This window comes from Pseudonocardia cypriaca, assembly GCF_006717045.1.
Taxonomy (GTDB): Bacteria; Actinomycetota; Actinomycetes; order Mycobacteriales; family Pseudonocardiaceae; genus Pseudonocardia; species Pseudonocardia cypriaca.
In genome coordinates this window covers 2,735,094-2,753,032 of sequence record NZ_VFPH01000002.1, presented here as the reverse complement: position 1 = coordinate 2,753,032, position 17,939 = coordinate 2,735,094, and the positions used below count along the sequence as shown (strand labels likewise).

Annotated in this window: 17 protein-coding genes; 10 read left to right on the top strand and 7 right to left on the bottom strand. The window is 73.3% G+C overall.

Translation table 11 applies throughout. From position 1 onward, the window contains the following. Window positions 1-75 precede the first annotated feature (75 nt). The gene (locus tag FB388_RS30820; RefSeq protein ID WP_142105693.1) at window positions 76-960 is read right to left on the bottom strand and encodes an alpha/beta fold hydrolase; all 885 of its coding nucleotides are present in this window, start codon (window positions 958-960) and stop codon (window positions 76-78) included. Continuing rightward, window positions 957-1,358: an alpha/beta hydrolase fold domain-containing protein gene (locus FB388_RS30815; protein ID WP_246122536.1), complete on the bottom strand. Its 402-nt coding sequence runs from the start codon at window positions 1,356-1,358 to the stop codon at window positions 957-959. The genes FB388_RS30820 and FB388_RS30815 overlap by 4 nt, the downstream gene beginning before the upstream one ends. A gap of 109 nt (window positions 1,359-1,467) precedes the next feature. On the opposite strand from FB388_RS30815, the gene FB388_RS30810 reads away from it, so the two are divergent. Continuing rightward, the gene (locus tag FB388_RS30810; RefSeq protein ID WP_142105689.1) at window positions 1,468-2,676 is read left to right on the top strand and encodes an alpha/beta hydrolase fold domain-containing protein; all 1,209 of its coding nucleotides are present in this window, start codon (window positions 1,468-1,470) and stop codon (window positions 2,674-2,676) included. Window positions 2,677-2,735: 59 nt separating this feature from the next. Further along, entirely contained in the window at window positions 2,736-3,698 is a 963-nt protein-coding gene (locus FB388_RS30805) for an asparaginase (protein ID WP_246122535.1), read from the top strand. A 162-nt stretch (window positions 3,699-3,860) separates the two neighbouring features. On the opposite strand, the gene FB388_RS30800 is transcribed toward FB388_RS30805, so the two are convergent. Next, a complete protein-coding gene (locus FB388_RS30800) occupies window positions 3,861-6,797 on the bottom strand; it encodes an FAD-binding and (Fe-S)-binding domain-containing protein (protein ID WP_142105687.1) in 2,937 nt (978 codons plus the stop codon). Continuing rightward, entirely contained in the window at window positions 6,794-7,966 is a 1,173-nt protein-coding gene (locus tag FB388_RS30795) for a pyridoxal-phosphate-dependent aminotransferase family protein (RefSeq protein WP_142105686.1), read from the bottom strand. The genes FB388_RS30800 and FB388_RS30795 overlap by 4 nt, the downstream gene beginning before the upstream one ends. Before the next feature lie 111 nt (window positions 7,967-8,077). Here FB388_RS30795 and FB388_RS30790 point away from each other — a divergent pair, with 111 nt between their 5' ends. From FB388_RS30790 to FB388_RS30770, 5 genes are all read left to right on the top strand, one after another. Next, window positions 8,078-9,421 carry an SLC13 family permease gene (locus tag FB388_RS30790; RefSeq protein ID WP_142105685.1) on the top strand — a complete coding sequence of 448 codons (1,344 nt, stop codon included), beginning with the start codon at window positions 8,078-8,080 and terminating at the stop codon, window positions 9,419-9,421. 2 nt (window positions 9,422-9,423) lie between these two features. After that, entirely contained in the window at window positions 9,424-10,194 is a 771-nt protein-coding gene (locus FB388_RS30785) for an enoyl-CoA hydratase (protein WP_142105684.1), read from the top strand. Window positions 10,195-10,317: 123 nt separating this feature from the next. Beyond that, a complete protein-coding gene (locus tag FB388_RS30780; RefSeq protein ID WP_211362376.1) occupies window positions 10,318-11,022 on the top strand; it encodes an IclR family transcriptional regulator in 705 nt (234 codons plus the stop codon). A gap of 125 nt (window positions 11,023-11,147) precedes the next feature. Next, window positions 11,148-11,438 carry a hypothetical protein gene (locus FB388_RS30775; RefSeq protein WP_142105682.1) on the top strand — a complete coding sequence of 97 codons (291 nt, stop codon included), beginning with the start codon at window positions 11,148-11,150 and terminating at the stop codon, window positions 11,436-11,438. Window positions 11,439-11,504: 66 nt separating this feature from the next. Next, window positions 11,505-11,888 carry a DUF6401 family natural product biosynthesis protein gene (locus FB388_RS30770; protein ID WP_246122534.1) on the top strand — a complete coding sequence of 128 codons (384 nt, stop codon included), beginning with the start codon at window positions 11,505-11,507 and terminating at the stop codon, window positions 11,886-11,888. Window positions 11,889-11,939: 51 nt separating this feature from the next. Here FB388_RS30770 and FB388_RS30765 read toward each other — a convergent pair whose 3' ends face one another. Continuing rightward, a complete protein-coding gene (locus FB388_RS30765) occupies window positions 11,940-12,593 on the bottom strand; it encodes a TetR/AcrR family transcriptional regulator (RefSeq protein WP_142105681.1) in 654 nt (217 codons plus the stop codon). A 75-nt stretch (window positions 12,594-12,668) separates the two neighbouring features. Between FB388_RS30765 and FB388_RS30760 the strand changes: the two genes are divergently transcribed. From FB388_RS30760 to FB388_RS30750, 3 genes are read left to right on the top strand one after another with little or no spacing between them, the layout of a single operon-like run. Next, window positions 12,669-13,172: a 2Fe-2S iron-sulfur cluster-binding protein gene (locus FB388_RS30760; protein ID WP_142105680.1), complete on the top strand. Its 504-nt coding sequence runs from the start codon at window positions 12,669-12,671 to the stop codon at window positions 13,170-13,172. Then, complete coding sequence (locus FB388_RS30755; RefSeq protein WP_142105679.1) at window positions 13,169-14,158, top strand: FAD binding domain-containing protein; 990 nt, start codon at window positions 13,169-13,171, stop codon at window positions 14,156-14,158. The genes FB388_RS30760 and FB388_RS30755 overlap by 4 nt, the downstream gene beginning before the upstream one ends. Continuing rightward, entirely contained in the window at window positions 14,155-16,464 is a 2,310-nt protein-coding gene (locus FB388_RS30750) for a xanthine dehydrogenase family protein molybdopterin-binding subunit (protein WP_142105677.1), read from the top strand. Before FB388_RS30755 ends, FB388_RS30750 begins: the two co-directional genes overlap by 4 nt. 134 nt (window positions 16,465-16,598) lie before the next feature. Here the strand turns inward: FB388_RS30750 and FB388_RS30745 are convergent, their stop codons facing one another. Together FB388_RS30745 and FB388_RS30740 are read right to left on the bottom strand one after the other, a co-directional pair. Then, window positions 16,599-17,399: a mechanosensitive ion channel family protein gene (locus tag FB388_RS30745; protein WP_142105675.1), complete on the bottom strand. Its 801-nt coding sequence runs from the start codon at window positions 17,397-17,399 to the stop codon at window positions 16,599-16,601. A gap of 121 nt (window positions 17,400-17,520) precedes the next feature. Further along, window positions 17,521-17,787 carry a hypothetical protein gene (locus tag FB388_RS30740; protein ID WP_170225895.1) on the bottom strand — a complete coding sequence of 89 codons (267 nt, stop codon included), beginning with the start codon at window positions 17,785-17,787 and terminating at the stop codon, window positions 17,521-17,523. Between the last annotated feature and the right edge of the window lie 152 nt (window positions 17,788-17,939).

The following is a 17,939-nucleotide window of genomic DNA, read 5'->3' as shown; positions in this document are numbered from 1 at the left end:
GCTCGGATCGGGTCTGCGGCGAACGCCCCGCGCCCCCGCCCGGTGGGTTCGGGCGGGGGCGATCGGGGCGTTCCGCTACGTCGCTGCCGGCGCGTCGAGGAACGCCGGGACGATCGTGCGCAGCTCCGGGCTGTGGGGCACGGTGAGGTGCGTGGTGCCCGGCAGGATCGCGAGCCGCGACGCCGGCAGGCCGACCGCGTCGCCGACGACGTTGCCGCCGAGCAGCCCGAAGAACCCCACGAGGTAGTCGTTGCGGATGATGTCGGAGTCGCCGGCCACCAGCAGGACGGGTGCGGCCAGGCCCTGCACGGCGCTGGGCGAGTGGTTCGGGTAGTGCCGGTCCATCTCCTTCTTCTTCTCGACCAGGATCGGGAAGTCGTCGGGCCGGGGTGCGGCACGCAGGTAGTAGTCGTGGAACGGGGTGCCGTGCAGCATCTCGGCCCGGAAGTCCTGGAGGCCCTCCATCAGGCCTGCGTGCGTCGAGTTGTTGTCGTAGCTGGGCGAGACGAGCACCAGCTTGTGCACCAGCTCCGGCCGTTGCAGGCCCATCTCGAGGGCGACGCCGGCGCCCATGCTGTAGCCGAGCACGTCGGCCTCGGCCACCCCCAGCTGGTCCAGCAGCGCGGCGGTGTCGTCCGCCATGTGCTCGACGCGCAGCGGACGGTCGATGTCGGCGGTGTGGCCGTGTGCCTGCTGCTCGACGGCGATCACCCGCCGGTTCCGGGCGAGCTCGGGGAGCAGGCCTGCGAAGTCGACGTCGATGCCGGAGAAGGCGCCGTGCAGCAGCACCAGCGGGCGGCCGGACTCCGGGCCGTGCACCTCGTAGTACATCTCGAGCCCGTTGACCGTGGCGTAGCGACCCGGCTCGGGGGTCGCGTCCGCGGCGGGGGTGGCACAGCCTGCGGCGACTGCGCCCGCGACGGTGCACATGATCGCGAGGAGTGCGGTCGACCTGGTCATCGTGGTTCCTCTCGGTTCGGTTGTGCCGGCAGCACGAAGAGCTGCAGCGGCGGCCATCCCTGGTGACGGGCGTGCCGGGCCACGGCGGCGGCGAGCGCTGCCCCCGAGCGCTCGCCGCCGACGAGCAGGCGCGCCGGGTCGGCGTCGAGCTCGGCGGCGTGCTCGGCCGCCCACTCGACGACGGTGATCGCGTCGGCCACGCCGCCGGGACGGGGCACGAGGACCGTCAACCCGGCACGGCCGAGCGCGGCCGGGTCGACGACCGGCCGCAGCACGTCCGGGAAGAACACCAGCAGCGGCGTCCGGGACGGGCCGCCGGGCTGGTGCAGGTCCGACCACAGCCGGCCCGTCGCGCCCCGGAGGGCGAGCCGGGCGGTGCCGTGGAACTCGAGTGCCATGTGGAAGACGCTCGCACCGGGGACGGCGCCGGGGGAAAGGCCGAGTGCGCATGACCGTCGTGTCCGGAACGCATCACCACGGGACGCGATCACCGGCGAGAATCGCCCCATGGACGAGTCGTCCCCTGGGCGCCTGCTCGCGCTCCCACAAGCACCCGACGCCGTCGAGCTGCGCCACCTGCGGGCGTTCGTCGCGGTCGCCGAGGAGCTGAACTTCGGGCGGGCCGCGGCCCGGCTATACCTCTCGCAGCCCGCGCTGAGCCGCCAGATCCGGGCCCTAAAGCGGTTGCTGGGCGCCGAGCTGCTGCGCCGGTCGACCCACCGCGTGGAGCTCACCCTGGCCGGGGAGGCGCTCCTGCCCCGCGCGGTCGACCTGCTCGAGCGCCTCGACGACGCGGTGGCCGCCACGCGCGCCGTCGGCGGCGAGCTGATCGGCCGCGCCACCCGGCACTGGGACGAGCTGCGCGAGGCGCTCGGCGTCGACGCGGGTCTGCAGGAGCTGCGGGACGCCGTCGAGGCGATGCACGCGCAGTTCGCGGTGCCCGCCGAGGTGCTCGTCCGGCCGGCCAACGCGGGCGGCGTGCCGTCGCTGGTGCTCACCGGATCGCCGGAGCAGGAGACGACCGTGCTCTACCTGCACGGCGGCGGCTACATCCTCGGGTCCGCGTTCGGCTACCGCCCGCTCGTCGGGGCGTTCGCGCTCGCCGCGGGCACCGGCGCGGTGCTGCCCGACTACCGCCTCGCGCCGGAGCACCCCTTCCCCGCCGCCGTTCAGGACGCCCTGCGCGCGTACGCGTGGATCGTCGAGCGGGCGCCGTCCCCGGACCGGGTCGTGGTGGTGGGCGACTCCACCGGCGGGGCGCTCGTGCTGTCGCTGCTGCTCAGCCTCGTCGCGGAGGGCCTGCCGATGCCGGGCGGTGCCGTGCTGCTCTGCCCCGGCCTCGACCTCACCGGTGCCCACCTCGACCCGGTGGCGGATGCGGAGCTCGTCGGGCACGTGCGCCGCAGCCGCGAGCTCTACCTCGACGGCCACCCGGTGGACGACCCGCTGGTCAGCCCGCTGCTCGCCGACCTCCGCGGGCTACCGCCCCTCCTCGTGCAGGCGGCCACGGGGGACAAGGCCCGCACCGAGGCGCGGCGGCTCGTCGAGCGCGCTCGCGAGCACGGCGTCGACGCCCGTCTGGAGCTCTACCCCGCCGAGACGCACCAGTTCCAGATGTTCTGGTCGTTCCTGCCCGAGGCGGCGGAGGCGCTGCAGCAGGCCGGCGCGTTCGTGCGGGAGGTGGGGGAGCGGGCAGGGGGCTCGCGCAGCGCCTGACCGCGTTGCCTGCCGCACAGGAGCGGGAGCGGGAGCCGGTGGCGACGTAGCGTGCACGTGTGATCGGGGAGCGGGCGCAGGTCGTGGCGCGTGTCGTGCGCGGCGGGGTGGTGGAGTCCGTGCACCGGGGTCACGTGGTCGTGCTCGCGCCCGACGGGTCGGTGCGGGCGGGATACGGCGACCCGGACGTCACGTTCTTCGCGCGCTCGTCGCTCAAGCTCGTGCAGGCGGTCGCGATGCTGCGCTGCGGACTCGACCTCGACGGCGAGCTGCTCGCCCTCGCCTGCGCCAGCCACTCCGGCGAGCCGGACCACCTGGCTGGCGTGCGCCGCATCCTCGCCGGAGCGGGCCTCGACGAGGCCGACCTGCAGAACACCCCGGCCCTCCCGCTCGACACCGACGCTGCGACCGCGTGGGTGGTCGCCGGGAACAAGCCAACGCCGCTCACGCAGAACTGCTCGGGCAAGCACTCCGCGATGCTCGCCACGTGCGTGGCCGCCGGGTGGGACCGAGCCGGCTACCGGGCCCCCGACCACCCCCTGCAGCGCGCGATCCGCGCCACGATCGCGGAGCTGACCGGAGACGGCGACCCCCTGCACGTCACCGTCGACGGCTGCGGTGCCCCGCTCTTCTCGTGCACACCCGCCGGCCTGGCCCGCGCGTTCGCGCGGATCGCCACCGCCCCGGTGGGAACGCCCGAGCACCGCGTCGCTGCGGCCGTGCGCGCGCACCCGTGGTGGCTCGGCGGCACCGGCCGGTTCCCCACGAGGCTGATCGAGGCCGTGCCGGGCCTCGTCGCCAAGGACGGCGCGGAGGGCGTGTTCGCCGCGGCACTGCCCGACGGCTCCGCCCTCGCCGTGAAGATCGCGGACGGCTCACCGCGTCCGCTTCCGCCGGTTGTCACCGGGCTGCTGGAGACGCTCGGCGTGCCCGGGCTCGGCGCCGTCGGCCGGGTCGCGGTGCTGGGCCACGGCGAGCCGGTGGGCGAGGTCGAGCCGGCCCTGGACGCGTTCCGCTCCTGAACCTCCCGGGGCCTGGGCCACCCGGCGCCGGGCGTCGGCGATCCGCGCCTCGGTCCGTCACGGGCGAGACCTGCGAGAGCACCTGGAGGGGCGGTGGGCCCCGCTGCTCGACGGCCCGTCGGAACGGTTCCCCGAGGTGCTCTTCGAGAGCCGGTAGGGCCGTCAGGCCAGTGCGGCGCGGATCAGCTCGACGGGGTGGTGGGCGCGGCGGGTGGTGCCGTGGGCGATCTGCTGGCGGCAGGAGACGCCCGTTGCGGCGATGACGGTGCCCTCTGGCTCGGCGCGTACGGCGGGGAAGAGGCGGTCCTCGCCCACCTTCATCGACACCTCGTAGTGCTCGGCCTCGAACCCGAACGAGCCGGCCATCCCGCAGCACCCGGCGTCGACCTCGACGACCACGGCACCCGGGATCCGGGAGAGCAGCGCCACCGTGGCGGCGGTGCCGACCTCGGCCTTCTGGTGGCAGTGCCCGTGGTAGAGGATCCGCTTGCCCGCGGGCCACGCGTCGTCGCGCAGCCGCAGGGCGCCGTCGTCGATGGCCTCGACCAGCAGTTCGTCGACGAGCCGGGCCCGGCCTGCCACGTCGGTGACGCGGGGGTCGTCGGCGCCGAGCAGGGCGCGGTGCTCGTCGCCGAGGGTCAGCACGCAGGACGGTTCGACGCCCGCGATCGGGCCCTCCGTGCCGGCGAGCGCGTCGACCAGGCCCGACGCCTGCCGCTTGGCCTGGTCGAGCATCCCCTTGGAGAACGCGGCCCGCCCGCAGCAGCCGTTCGACTCCAGCCGAACGTCCCATCCGGCGCGCTCCAGCAGCTCGATGGCCGCGATGCCGATGGCGGGCTCGGTGAAGGAGGTGAAGGAGTCGCCGAGGAAGGTGAGCGGCCCCCGGCTCCCGGTGTCAGCAAAGTGGCTTTGCTGACGCGTGGCGTCATGAAAGTGGCTTTGCTGACGTCCCCTCCCGTGGAACCAGGTCAGCAGCGTTTCCTGGGCGAAGACCGGGAGCGGGCGTTCCGGTGCGATTCCGATCGCCCTGGCCATCAGCTTTCGGAGCGCGGGGACGCGGTTGGGCAGGTTCGCCATCGGGGCGCTCGCCGCGCCGAGGCGGTTGAGGCCTCGGATCCCCGCGAACACCCGTGAGCGCAGGGGGATGCCCTTCGTCTCGTGCTTGTGGTGCAGGGCCTCGGCTTTGAGGGTGGCCATGTCCACCGAGAGCGGGCACTCGCTCTTGCAGGCCTTGCACATCAGGCACAGGTCGAGCACCTCGTGCAGCCGCTCGTCGCCGAGCGCGGTTGACGGGTCGGGCTCGGACAGGGCCTTCACCAGCGCGTTCGCCCGACCGCGGGTGGCGTCCTCCTCGCGGTGGGTGGCCATGTACGACGGGCACATCACGCCGACGTCGTCCTTGCGGCACAGCCCGATGTTCATGCAGCGGTCGGCGGCGCCGCGCATCCCGTGCTGCCCGCCTGCCACGACGGTGAAGTCCAGCATGGTCGTCAGCGGCCCGGCGGGCGGCAGCGCGGGCTCGCGCAGGTTGTCGGTCATCGACGGGGCGTCGACGATCTTGCCGGGGTTCATCCGGCCCTCCGGGTCGAAGATCCCCTTGACCCGGCGCATGGCCTCGTACAGCTCGTCGCCGAACAGGTGCCGGTTGAACTCGCTGCGGGCCAGGCCGTCGCCGTGCTCGGAGGAGTTGGCGCCGCCGAACTCGGCGACCAGGTCCCGGACCTCCTCGGCAACAGCCCGCATCTTCGCGACTTCCTCCGGCCGGGAGAGGTCGACGAACGGCCGCACGTGCAGGCAGCCCACCGACGCGTGGCCGTAGAACCCGGCCCGCATGCCGTTCCGCTCGAGCACCTTCGCGAACCGCTCGCTGTACTCGGCGAGCCGGTCCGGGCCGACGGCCGTGTCCTCGACGAACGCCACGGGCCGGTTGGCGCCGCTGCTCGCCGCCATCAGCAGCCCGAGCCCCGCCTTGCGGACCTTGAGCAGCGCGGCCTGCTGGGCGGCCGTCTCGGCGAGGAGGGTGTGGTAGCCGTGGCCGTGGCGCTTCCACAACGCGTCGAGCCTGTTCAGCTGCGCGGAGAGCTCGTCGGCGTCGTCGCCGGTGAACGAGACGAACAGCAGCGCGTCCGGGTCGTCGTGCAGGATCGAGCCCAGCGCGGCGTACTCGAGCTTCGACCTGGACAGGTCCAGGATCGTGCGGTCCAGCAGCTCGACGGCCGCGGGCTCGCACGCCAGCGCGTCCTCGGTGGCGTTGATCGCGGCCTGGGTGGAGCGGAAGTGCCCGACGGCGATCACGGTGCGGCTCGGCTTGGGCACCAGCCCCACCTCGGCCTCGGTGGCGACGACGAGCGTGCCCTCCGAGCCGACGACGAACCGGGCGAGGTCGAACGGGGCTCCGTCGATCGGCTCTGCGAGCCGGTCCAGCCGGTAGCCCCCGGCGCGCCGCCAGAACTTCGGGAACCCGGTGGCGATCGCGTCCCGGTGCGCGTCGACGAGTGCGGGCAGCTCCCGGTACAGCCGGGCCTCGAGGGTGTCGCCCGCCGCGCGGCGGGCGCGCTCGGCCTCGTCGACCGGCCCGAACCGGGCAGTCGAGGCGTCGGAGAGCACCACGTCGAGCGAGCGGACGTGGTCGATCGTCATCCCGTACCGCACGGACCCGCTGCCTGCGGAGTTGTTGCCGATCATCCCGCCGATCGTGGCCCGGTTGGACGTCGAGGTGTCGGGCCCGAACATCAGCCCGTGCGCAGCTGCGGCGCGGTTGAGCTGGTCCTGCACCACACCGGGCTGCACGCGCGCGGTGCGCGCCTCCGGATCGAGCTCGACGATCGCGCTCATGTGCCGCGAGAAGTCGAGCACGAGCGCCTCGCCGACGGTCTGCCCGGCGAGGCTCGTGCCGCCGCCACGCGGCAGCACGGGCACCCCGTGCTCGCGTGCGATCCGCACGGCCGTGACGACGTCGCCCGCGTGCCGCGGCGCGACCACCCCGATCGGCGTGATCGCGTACATGCTCGCGTCGCGCGAGAAGAGGTGGCGGGTGTAGTCGTCGAACAGCACCTCGCCGTCGAGCTCGCGGTCGAGCGCCTGCTGGAGCTCGGTCATCGTGCTGCCTCCCGCAGGTGTTCGACTGCCGCTTCCACACCTCCCGGCTTGATCGGCACACCGGCGAGCTGCAGACCCATCTGTACCCCACCGAGGGTGCCGATGAGCGTGAGGTCGTTGAAATGGCCGAGGTGGCCGATGCGGAAGATCTTTCCCGCGAGCCTGCCGAGCCCCGCGCCGAGGGACATGTCGTACCTGTCCAGGATCACCCGCCGCACCTCGTCGGCGTCGTGCCCGTCGGGCAGCAGCACTGCGGTGAGCGAGCCGGAGTGCTCGCGCTCGTCGGCGCACAGCACCTCGAGGCCCCACGCGCGCACGGCGGCCCTGGTGGCCGCGGCGTGCCGCTGGTGCCGCGCGAAGACGTCGGGCAGCCCCTCCTCGGCGAGCATCGCGCACGCCTCGCGCAGGCCGTAGAGCAGGTTGGTGCCCGGGGTGTAGGGGAAGAAGCCGCGCTGGTTGGCCGCGATGATCGGCCCCCAGTCCCAGTACGAGCGCGGCATCGCGGCCGCCCGGCTCGCCGCGAGCGCCTTCTCGCTGATCGCGTTGAACCCGAGGCCGGGCGGCAGCATCAGGCCCTTCTGCGACCCGGCGACCGTGACGTCCACGCCCCACTCGTCGTGCCGGTAGTCGATCGACGCGAGCGAGGAGATGGTGTCGACGAGCAGCAGGGCCGGGTGGCCGACCGCGTCGAGCGCCGCACGCACGTCCGGGATCCGGCTGGTGACGCCGGTGGACGTCTCGTTGTGCACCACGCAGACGGCCTTGATCTCCTGCCGCTCGTCGGCGGCGAGCCGGCTCGCGATCTCCGCCGGGTCGGCGCCGTGGCGCCAGTCGCCGGGGATCACCTCGACCTGCAGCCCGAGCCGGCCCGCGAGCTCCGACCAGAGCGTCGAGAAGTGCCCGGTCTCGCTCATCAGCACGCGGTCACCCGGGCTCAGCGTGTTGACCAGCGCCGCCTCCCACGCGCCCGTGCCGGACGACGGGTAGATCACGACGGGACCGCCGGTGCCGAACACCGGGCCGAGCGCGGCCAGCACGGCCTTCGTCAGCTCGGCGAACTCGGGCCCGCGGTGGTCGATCGTCGGCGCGGCCATCGCCCGCAGCACCCGGTCCGGCACGTTCGTCGGCCCGGGGATCTGCAGGAAGTGACGCCCTCCGGTGATGTGCACGCGGACCTCCCGACGGGTTGACGCTCGCAGTGACCGGAACCATACTCCTGACGGAATCAGACTTTCGCAATGTGGAACAACCTCCGTCAACGCGGCCGTGAGGAAGTGCGCATGTCCATCCACGTGGTCTCGATCCTCGCCCTGGTGGTCGCGTTCGTGATCGCCACCCTCCTCCCGATCAACCTGGGCGCCATCGCGCTGGTCGCGGCGTTCGTAATCGGCTCGGCGGTGCTGGAAGGCTCCCCCGACGACGTCGCGGACGCCATCTTCGAAGGTTTCCCGGGGAGCCTGTTCGTGACGCTGGTCGGCGTCACGTTCCTGTTCGCGATCGCCCGCGCCAACGGCACGGTCGACTGGCTCGTCCATCGCGCCGTGCAGCTGGTACTGGGGCGGATCGCGTTCATCCCCTGGATCATGTTCGCGGTCACCGCCGTGCTCACCGCGGCCGGTTCGGTCGTGCCGGCCGCGGTCGCCATCATCGCGCCGGTGGGGCTGAGCTTCGCGGTGCGCCACAAGATCAACCCGGTCCTGATGGGCCTGTCGATCATCAACGGGGCGACGGCGGGCGGGTTCTCGCCGATCAGCGTCTTCGGCGTGATCACCAACAACGTCGTGGCCGAGAGTCAGCTCCCGGGCAGCCCGGCGTTCCTCTTCTTCGGCAGCCTGGTCTTCAACCTGCTGCTCAACATCGTCATGTTCTTCATCTTCGGCGGGCGGGAGCTCCTGGGCAGGGTCGTCGAGGAGCCGGCCGTGGCGGAGGTGGCCGAGCGCAAGGAGGGCCCTGGCGCCGCGAAGGCCACCATGAGCGGCGCCACCGGTGCCACCTTCGGCGACGGGGAGCCCAGGCCGGTCACCACGCTCGACCTGAACCGCTCGCTCACGCTCGTCGCGCTCCTGGGCGTGGCCGTCGGGGCGCTGGCCTTCCAGCTCGACGTCGGCCTGCTCGCCGTCACCGCGGCCGTGCTGCTCTCCCTGGTTGCCCCGAACTCATACAAGGGTGCCGTCGCGCAAGTGGCGTGGCCGACCGTGCTGCTGGTCTGCGGGATCGTCACCTTCGTCAACCTGATGCAGGAGAACGGCACGATCGACTGGCTCGGGGAGTCGGTCGCGGCGATCGGTGTCCCGCTCGTCGCCGCGCTGCTGATCTGCTACATCGGCAGCGTCGTCTCCGCGTTCGCCTCCACCACCGGGATCCTCGCCGCACTGATCCCGCTGGCGGTGCCGCTGCTGCTCGGCGGGGAGCTCGGCGCGATCGGGGTGATCACCGCGCTGGCGATCTCCTCGTCGGTCGTGGACTCCAGCCCGTACTCGACGTCCGGAGCGCTCACCGTTGCGAACACGCCCGAGAACGAGCGCGACTACGTCTACCGCCGGTTGATGATGTGGGGCTTCTCGATGGTGTTGATCGCTCCGCTCGTCACGTGGCTGGTTCTGGTGGTTCCGGGTTGGCTGTAGGCATGACCGATCTCCTCGTCGAGCAGGACGGCCCCGTCCTGCGGGTGACGTTCAACCGCCCCCGAGCGCACAACGCACTGACGTTCCCGATGTACGAGGGCGTGCACGACGCCTGCGAGAAGGCCGACGCCGACCCGGACATCCGGGTGCTGGTGCTGCGCGGCGCGGGCGGGAAGGCGTTCGTCTCCGGCACCGACATCTCGCAGTTCGCCGGCTTCGACGGCGCGGCCGGCGTGGCGTACGAGGAGCGGATGACCCGGGTCCTGCGCAGGCTGGAGGACACCGCGGTACCCACCGTCGCCGCGGTGGACGGGTACTGCGTGGGCGGCGGGCTCGCCCTCGCCGCGGCGTGCGACCTGCGCATCGCCACGGCCGCGTCGCGCTTCGGGGTACCGATCGCCCGGACACTGGGCAACTGCCTGTCGATGGACACGATCGCGCTGCTGGTGGCGCACCTGGGCCGGGCACGGACCCTCGACATGCTCCTGCGCGCCCGCCTCCTCGACGCGGCGGAGGCGCACGCGGCCGGGTTCGTCACCCAGCTCGTCGACGACGCGGCCGCACTCGACGCCGCGCTCGCCGAGACCGTCGCGGCGCTCGCGTCGCACGCGCCGCTGTCGATGTGGGGCACCAAGCAGGCGGTCGCGCGGCTGCGCCGGGCGGGGCTGCCGGACGGCGACGACATCGTCGCCCGCGTGTACGGCAGCGCGGACTTCGCGTCGGCGGTGGCCGCCTTCGCCCGTAAGGAGCGGGCCACCTGGACCGGCGCGTGAGCGGGCACCGCTTAACCTGGTGGGCCAGGATCTCGCAGGAGGAGCACGGTGGGCGCAGCGAGCCAGCCGGACCGCAGCGGCGGCGTGCAGTCCCTCGACCGCGCGTTCGCCCTGCTCGAACACATGGCCGAGGCCGGAGGGGCCGTCGCGCTGTCGGAGCTGGCCACCCGTTCGGGCCTGCCGCTCCCGACCATCCACCGCATCGTCCGCACGCTGGTGGCCTCCGGGTACGTCCGCCAGCTCCCGTCCCGCCGGTACGCCCTCGGCCCGCGCCTGATCGGGCTGGGCGACGCCGCGTCGCGGATGCTCGGCGAGTGGGCGCGCCCGCAGCTCACCGAGCTCGTCGACCAGGCGGGCGAGACGGCCAACCTCGCGATGCTCGACGGGGACGCGGTCGTCTACGTGGCGCAGGTCCCGTCGCGGCACTCGATGCGCATGTTCACCGAGGTGGGCAGGCGGGTCCCGGTGCACTGCACCGGGGTGGGAAAGGTGCTGCTCGCGCAGCTGCCGCCCGCGGAGGTCCGGGCGATGGTCACCCGCGCCGGGATGCCGGCCCAGACCCCGCACACGATCACCGACCCGGACCGGCTGGAGCGCGAGCTGGAGCGCATCCGCGTGCAGGGCTACGCGGTCGACGACGCCGAGCAGGAGCTGGGCGTGCGCTGCGTGGCCGTGTCGGTGCCGGGCGGCCCGGCGTCGACCGCGCTCTCGGTGTCCGGCCCGGACACGCGGGTGACGTGGGCGGCCGTCGAACGGATCGTGCCGATGCTGCAGGCGGCCGCGGCGTCCCTCGCCGGGCACCTCGACGCCCGCGGAGCCATGGCCTAGCGTTTTCTGCCCCGAGCAGGCGTTTTTCGTTCACACTTACGGGTAACTCGCCCGGTTGCCGGATGCGAAGCCGCCGCATGGCTGGTAGGCCGTTGCGGGTACCCCCGACGAGGGAGGTGAGCGGCATGGAGTGGACCGCTGACGACGACCAGCAGCTCGCCGAAGCCGTGCGCCGGCACGACGCCGGGGAGGATCCGTGCGCCCGCCCCGGCGAGACGACGGTGCCGGAATGGGCGATGATCTCGATAGTGCTGGGCCTCGTGGCGCTGACCGGGTCCGTGTTCGCCGTGGTCGTGGTGGCCGCGTTCGGCTCGGTCTGGTGGCTGCTGCGCACGGCCGACGCCGTGGAGCCGAGCGAACACGACGCCGGCCGCGAGGCGCGTGGCCCGTTCGGCGGACCGGGTATCTGGCTCTAGCCGTTCACTGCGTGTTCGGTCACTGATCGAACCGGCGCCCGATCGGGGGAGCTATCCTCCTCGGCCGTGGCAGGCTTCTTCGACCACGTCGCCGATCACCACGCACAGCGCTGGCTGTCCGGCGTCATGGACCAGTTGGGTGATGCGGGGCTCGCTGCTGCGGCCGCCGTGCCCGCGCTGCTGGCCGCGGTGGACCAGCACGCCGCGGGTGTGCGCGACATCCTCCTGCTCGGCGTGGAGGGCGCCGCCGTCGCCGCGGGTGCCGTGCTCCTCGCCGGCTACGCGAAGGGCCTGCTCGACCAGGCAGGCACCGACCCCGCCCGGCTGCGCGCCGCGGTGGGGGACGGCTGGCACCGCGCGGACTGGCTCACACTCCGCGTGCTCGCCGTCTGCGCCCTGAGCCGCGACGACCGCTGGCACCGCACCCCGGCCCCGCTGTTCGAGGCATAGCGGCTCTGCCGCGAGGAAGCCACTTCCACTGCGAGGGGCGCGCGGGTCGGATCACCTCGCCATCAGCCCGGCGAGGTAGGTCCGCACGAACCGGATCAACGAGGCCCTGAAGTCGGGGTAGGGCGCCGCGTCTGGGTCCTCGGCGTGCACGGCCATAACGTGCGGCGACGGGTGCGCCGCCTGCCACAGCCCGGCCGCCACGAGCGCGGTCATCATCAACAGGTCGAAGCACGCTTCGGTGTCGAGAGCCGGGAGCGCCCGCTGCAGCGCGGGGAGCACCCCCTGCGTCGACGCCTTAATCGCCAGCTTGAACCCGCGGACGACGTCCAGGGAGACGTTCCGCTCCAGCGTGAGCGGCGTGTACAGCAGGAGCTGGCAGAGCAGCGGCCGGGCGGCCACCGAGTTCGCCAGCACCTCGGCCACTTGCCGCGGCTCCGGCCCCGCCGTCGACAGCGCGGCGAGCGCTCCGGCGGCCCACTCCCCGAACTCCGTCTCGGCGAGCCGCAGGAAGATCTCCTCGCGCGTCTCGAAGTACTTGAGCAGCGCCGACTTGTGCATGCCGACCTCGCCCGCGATGTCGGCGAGGCTCACCGCGCCCACCCCGTCGCGCAGGGCGAGCTCGCGCGCGGCGTCGAGGATCGCGGCGTAGCGCTGCTGCTTCTGCTCGGGACGCCTGGCGCGTAGGAAGCCGGCCTTCGTACTCATCGGGAGGACCCTAACCCGCGGATAGGGCAACACCGTTGTCTTGTTAGGGCAACGGTGTTGCCTTATGGTGGCCGCGTGACCCCCGTGAAGCTGCGCGTCAACGGAACCACCGAGCTCCTGGAGCTCGATCCCCGGGTCAGCCTGCTCGACGCCCTGCGCGAGCACCTGGGGCTGACCGGCACCAAGAAGGGCTGCAACCAGGGCGCCTGTGGTGCCTGCACGGTGCTCGTCGACGGCGAGCGGATCGCCGCCTGCCTGGCGCTGGCCGTGCAGTACGCCGGGCGCGACGTCACCACCATCGAGGGGGTCGGGCGGCCCGATGACCTGCACCCACTGCAGCGGGCGTTCGTGCGGGAGGACGGATTCCAGTGCGGCTTCTGCACCTCGGGCCAGATCTGCTCGGCCCTGGGGATGCTCGGCGAGCACCGCGCCGGGATGCCCAGCGCGGTCACCCAGCACCTGGACGCCGACGAGATCCCGCTGACCGAGGCGGAGATCAAGGAACGGATGAGCGGCAACCTCTGCCGCTGCGGGGCGTACGAGGGGATCGTCGGGGCCATCCAGGAGGTCGCCCGATGAGGCCGTTCGGGTACGTCGGCGCCCCCGACCTCATCACCGCGCTGGACGCCGTCGCGGCCGGGGCGCGCCCGCTGGGCGGCGGCACCAACCTCGTGGACCTCATGCGCGAGGACGTCGAGCGGCCCGAGACGCTCGTCGACGTCACCGCGCTGCCCCTGGCCGGGGTGGACGAGCTGCCGGGTGGCGGCCTGCGGATCGGCGCTGTGGTGCGCAACAGCCACCTCGCCGCCGACCGGCTCGTGCGCTCGCGGTACCCGGTGCTCGCCCAGGCGCTGCTCGCAGGCGCCTCGGGGCAGCTGCGCAACATGGCGACGGTCGGCGGCAACCTCCTGCAGCGCACCCGCTGCCCCTACTTCCGCGACCACGCGGCGGACTGCAACAAGCGCGAGCCCGGCTCCGGGTGCGCCGCGCTCGACGGCCTCCACCGCGGCAGCGCCGTCCTCGGCACCAGCGAGCACTGCATCGCGGCGAACCCGTCCGACATGGCCGTCGCGCTGGTCGCGCTCGACGCGGTGGTCGAGGTGCAGAGCGTGCGGGGCACGCGGCGCATCCCGCTCGCGGAGCTGCACCGCCCGCCCGGCGACACCCCGCACGTCGAGACCGTGCTCGCGCCCGACGAGCTGATCACCGCGGTGGAGCTGCCCGCGTCGCCGGTCGCTCGCAACTCGCGGTACCGCAAGGTGCGCGACCGCGCCTCGTTCGCGTTCGCGCTGGTGTCGGTGGCGGCGGCGCTCGAGGTCCGCGACGGCGACGTCGTCGACGTGCGGTTGGCGCTCGGCGGGGTCGCCACGACGCCGTGGCGGGCCCGCGAGGCCGAGCGCCTGCTGCTGGGCGCTCCGGCCACCGAGGAGACCTTCCGCCGGGCGGCCGCCGCCGAGCTGGCGCCTGCGGTCGCGCGACCGCAGAACGCGTTCAAGATCGAGATGGTGCAGCGGACCGTCGTCGCGACGCTGCGGCAGCTGGCCACCCACGGAGGTGCGGCGTGACCCAGGCACCGACCCAGGCGCCGACCCGCCCCGCGACGGCCACCGGGCCCGCCGTCGGGCGGCCGATCGACCGCGTCGACGGCGCGGTCAAGACCACCGGCGCCTCGGAGTACACGGCCGACCGGCCCTACCCGGACCTCGCCCACGCCACGCTCGTGCACGCCACCATCGCCCGGGGGCGGATCACCGCGATCGACACCGCTGCGGCCGAGGCCGTGGACGGCGTCCTCGCCGTGATCACCCACCGGAACGCGCCCCCGCTCAAGCCCCCGGCCGCCCGGATCAACCCGCTCGACCTCAGCACGATCGCGGCCGGGACCAAGGTCAACTACCTGGGCGGCGACGAGGTGCACTGGAACGGCGAGCCGGTCGCGGTTGTCGTCGCGGAGACCCCGGAGGCATCGGTGGAGGCCGCCCGGCTCGTGCGGGTGAGCTACGCCGCCGAGCCGGCCGTCACCGACTTCCACGGCGCGGAGGGCTCTGCGGAGCCCGCGCGGGGGCCCTCGATGCTGTCCGGTGCGGGCCGCAAGGGTGACGCCGAGCAGGCGCTGGCCGCTGCTCCGGTCGCGGTCGACCTGCGCTTCACCACCCCGCCCCACAACCACAACGCCATCGAGCCGCACGCCACGACCGCCGTGTGGGACGGCGACCGGCTCACCGTCCACGAGAGCACCCAGGCGATGGACTTCGTGCGGAGGCACCTCGCCCTCCGGTTCGGGGTGCCGGTCGACGGCGTCCGCGTCATCGCCCCGAACGTGGGCGGCGGGTTCGGTGGGAAGGGGTTCATCTGGGCCGGCACCCTCCTGTGCGCGCTGGCCGCCCGCGTGGCCGAACGGCCGGTCCGGCTGGCGCTCACGCGCGAGGCGGTGTTCCGCACCGTCGGGGGGCGCTCGCCCACGGTGCAGCGCGTCGCGCTCGGCGCGGAACGCGACGGCACGCTGACCGCGCTCGTGCACACCGGGATCTCGCAGGTCGGGCGCGTCGGTGGCATGCCGGAGGCGGTGGGCTCGCAGTCCCGCCACCTCTACGCGGCCCGCACCATCCTCGTCCGCCACAGCACCGCGACGCTCGACGTGCTGCCGAACACGGCCATGCGGGCGCCTGGCGAGGCCGTCGGCACCTTCGGGCTCGAGTCCGGGATGGACGCGCTCGCGCACGAGCTCGGCATGGATCCCGTCGAGCTGCGCATGCGCAACGAGCCGGAGCGCGACCCGCTGGGCGGCAAGCCGTTCACCCACCGCAACCTGCGGGCCGCCTACGCCCGCGGCGCACAGCGGTTCGGCTGGGCCGACCGGCCGCCGCACCCGCGTTCGATGCGCGACGGGCGGCGGCTGCTCGGCTGGGGCGTCGCCACCGCGTTCCACATGCCGATCCAGCTCACCGCCGATGTCACCGTGCGGCTGGGGATGGACGGCACCGTCCTGGTGCGCTGCGCCTTCCACGAGATCGGCGTGGGGGCGGCCACCGTGCAGTCGCAGATCACGGCGGACGCGCTCGGCGTGCCGGTCGAGGCGGTCACGGTCGAGCACGGCGACTCGGCGCTCCCGGTCGGGCCGATGGCGGGCGGCTCGGGGCAGACCGCCACGGTCGCGGCGAGCGTGCTGCGCGCCTGCGAGGACCTGAGGCGGTCGGCGCTCGCGCTCGCCCGCCGCTCGCCGGGGTCGCCCCTGCGGGGGCGCCGGATCGACGAGCTCGCGGCCCGCGACGGCGGGCTGTTCGCGGCGGACGGGTCGGGCGAGACCTACGCGGAGATCCTCGCCAGGGCAGGCCGTCCCTCGTTGGAGGGCCGGGTCGGGGCGCGGACCTCGGTCGGCCGCGTCGCCGGTCAGGTGCGCTTCCTCGCCGGCATGGTCAACGACCAGCGGCGCCAGGTGCGCGCGGCCACCGGCGCCCACTTCTGCGAGGTGGCGGTCGACGAGGACACCGGCGAGGTGCGCGTGACGCGCTGGGTCGCGGTGTTCGACGTCGGGCGTGTGATCAACCCGAAGACGGCGAGCAGCCAGCTGCGCGGCGGGATCGTCATGGGTATCGGGGCCGCGCTGTCGGAGGAGACGCTCGTCGACCCCGCCAGCGGGCGGATCGTGAACGCGAGCCTCGCCGACTACCACGTGCCGGTGCAGGCGGACGTCCCCGCGATCGACGTCTCCTACCTCGACGAGCCGGACCCGACCACCCCGCTCGGCCTGCTCGGGGTGGGGGAGGTGAGCATCACCGGCGTCGCGGCGGCGGTGGCGAATGCCGTGCACCACGCGACGGGCGTGCGCGTGCGGGACCTTCCGATCACGCCGGACCGGTTGCTGCTCTGATCCGGCCCCGAAAGTCAGGAAAGCCACGTTCAGGGCCTGCACGGCCTTGAACGTGGCTTTCCTGAACTGAGAGAGGGCCGCGGCGGGGCCGGCGCTGTGGCCTCCGGCCCCGCCGGGTGCTCCGGGGGGAGCGCTTACGACTTGCGGATCTCGGCGCCCTGGTCGGTCGCCGGGTCCATCCGGGTGCCGACCGGGTCCGTGGACTCGGCGGGCATCATCGGCCGCGCGGCGTCCTCGCGGCCGCGCTCGTAGGCCTGGGCGTGGGCCCGGGCCATGGGCGCCTCCTGCTCGGCGCGGTCGAGCCAGCGCTCCCAGCGCTGCTGCATCGGCCGGATGAGCCCACCGCCGACGCCGACGATCAGGATGCCGCCGACCGTGGCCAGGACGGTGATGAGCACCGGCAGCGTGACGGCGACCGCGACGCCGATCTGGCTCAGGGCGGCGATCACACCGAGGGCGATGATGAACACCGAGGCGATGTTCGCGACCACGTTGCCGTAGGAGAGCCCGCCGGTGACGCTCATGACGAGGTCCTTGACGGCGGCGGCGATGGCCGAGGCCACCACGACGATGATGATCGCCACGGCGATCCGCGGCAGGAACGCGACGATCCCCGTCAGCAGCGCACTGATCGGGTTCGGTCCCCACACGCCGAACGCGAGCTGCAGCGTGAGCAGCAGCACCGCGTAGTAGACGACCATCGCGATCAGGTCGCTGGCGTCGTACTTGGACCGCGCGAGCGCCCGTCCGATTCCGCCGCGCTCGACGGCACGGTCGAAGTGCAGGCGCTCGAGGACCGTGTCGGTCACCTTGCGCAGCGCCTTCGCGATCAGCCATCCGATGAGCAGGATGACGAGGAACAGCAGCAGCTGCGGCACGAAGACCGCGACCGTGCGCATCGCGTCGCCGAGTGCAGCGACGAGGTTGTCGAACATCGGTACTCCCAGGTCGGTGGATGTCGCTGGAGTTCGGATGCCCATCCGAACCCGCGTCACACCTGGTTCACACGAAGTCCGCACAACCGGTGGACCCCCTAATGGGGGGTGAAGCCGCCGCTCAGCGGCGGAAGCGCAGGCCGCGCCTGCGGCGGTGGCTCGCGTCGCGCTCGGCGCACGCGGGGCAGAGGTCGCCGTCGGGGGAGACCATCGGCGCAGGGGTGACGACGTGGCCGCAGACGGCGGAGTACTGGCCGCCGCGATAGGCGATGCCGATCGCGAGCTCCTCGTCGGGGACCGAGTGGCAGCGGCCGTCGATGACACAGGTGACCGAGATCGTGGTGCCGCCGTGTTCGGACGACTCCCACTGCTCATGCGGTCTGCTCACGGTCCCCACTCCGCTACAGGTCCACCCCAGCGGGCGGGCGCCCAAGGGGCGTGCCACCCAGTGCGTCCAGTCTGTCGCTCTCCGCTTGCATGCGCAAGGGGAAGTTGCAACCCGCTTCTGCACGTGCACCTGCGCGTGCGATCCGATGGGCT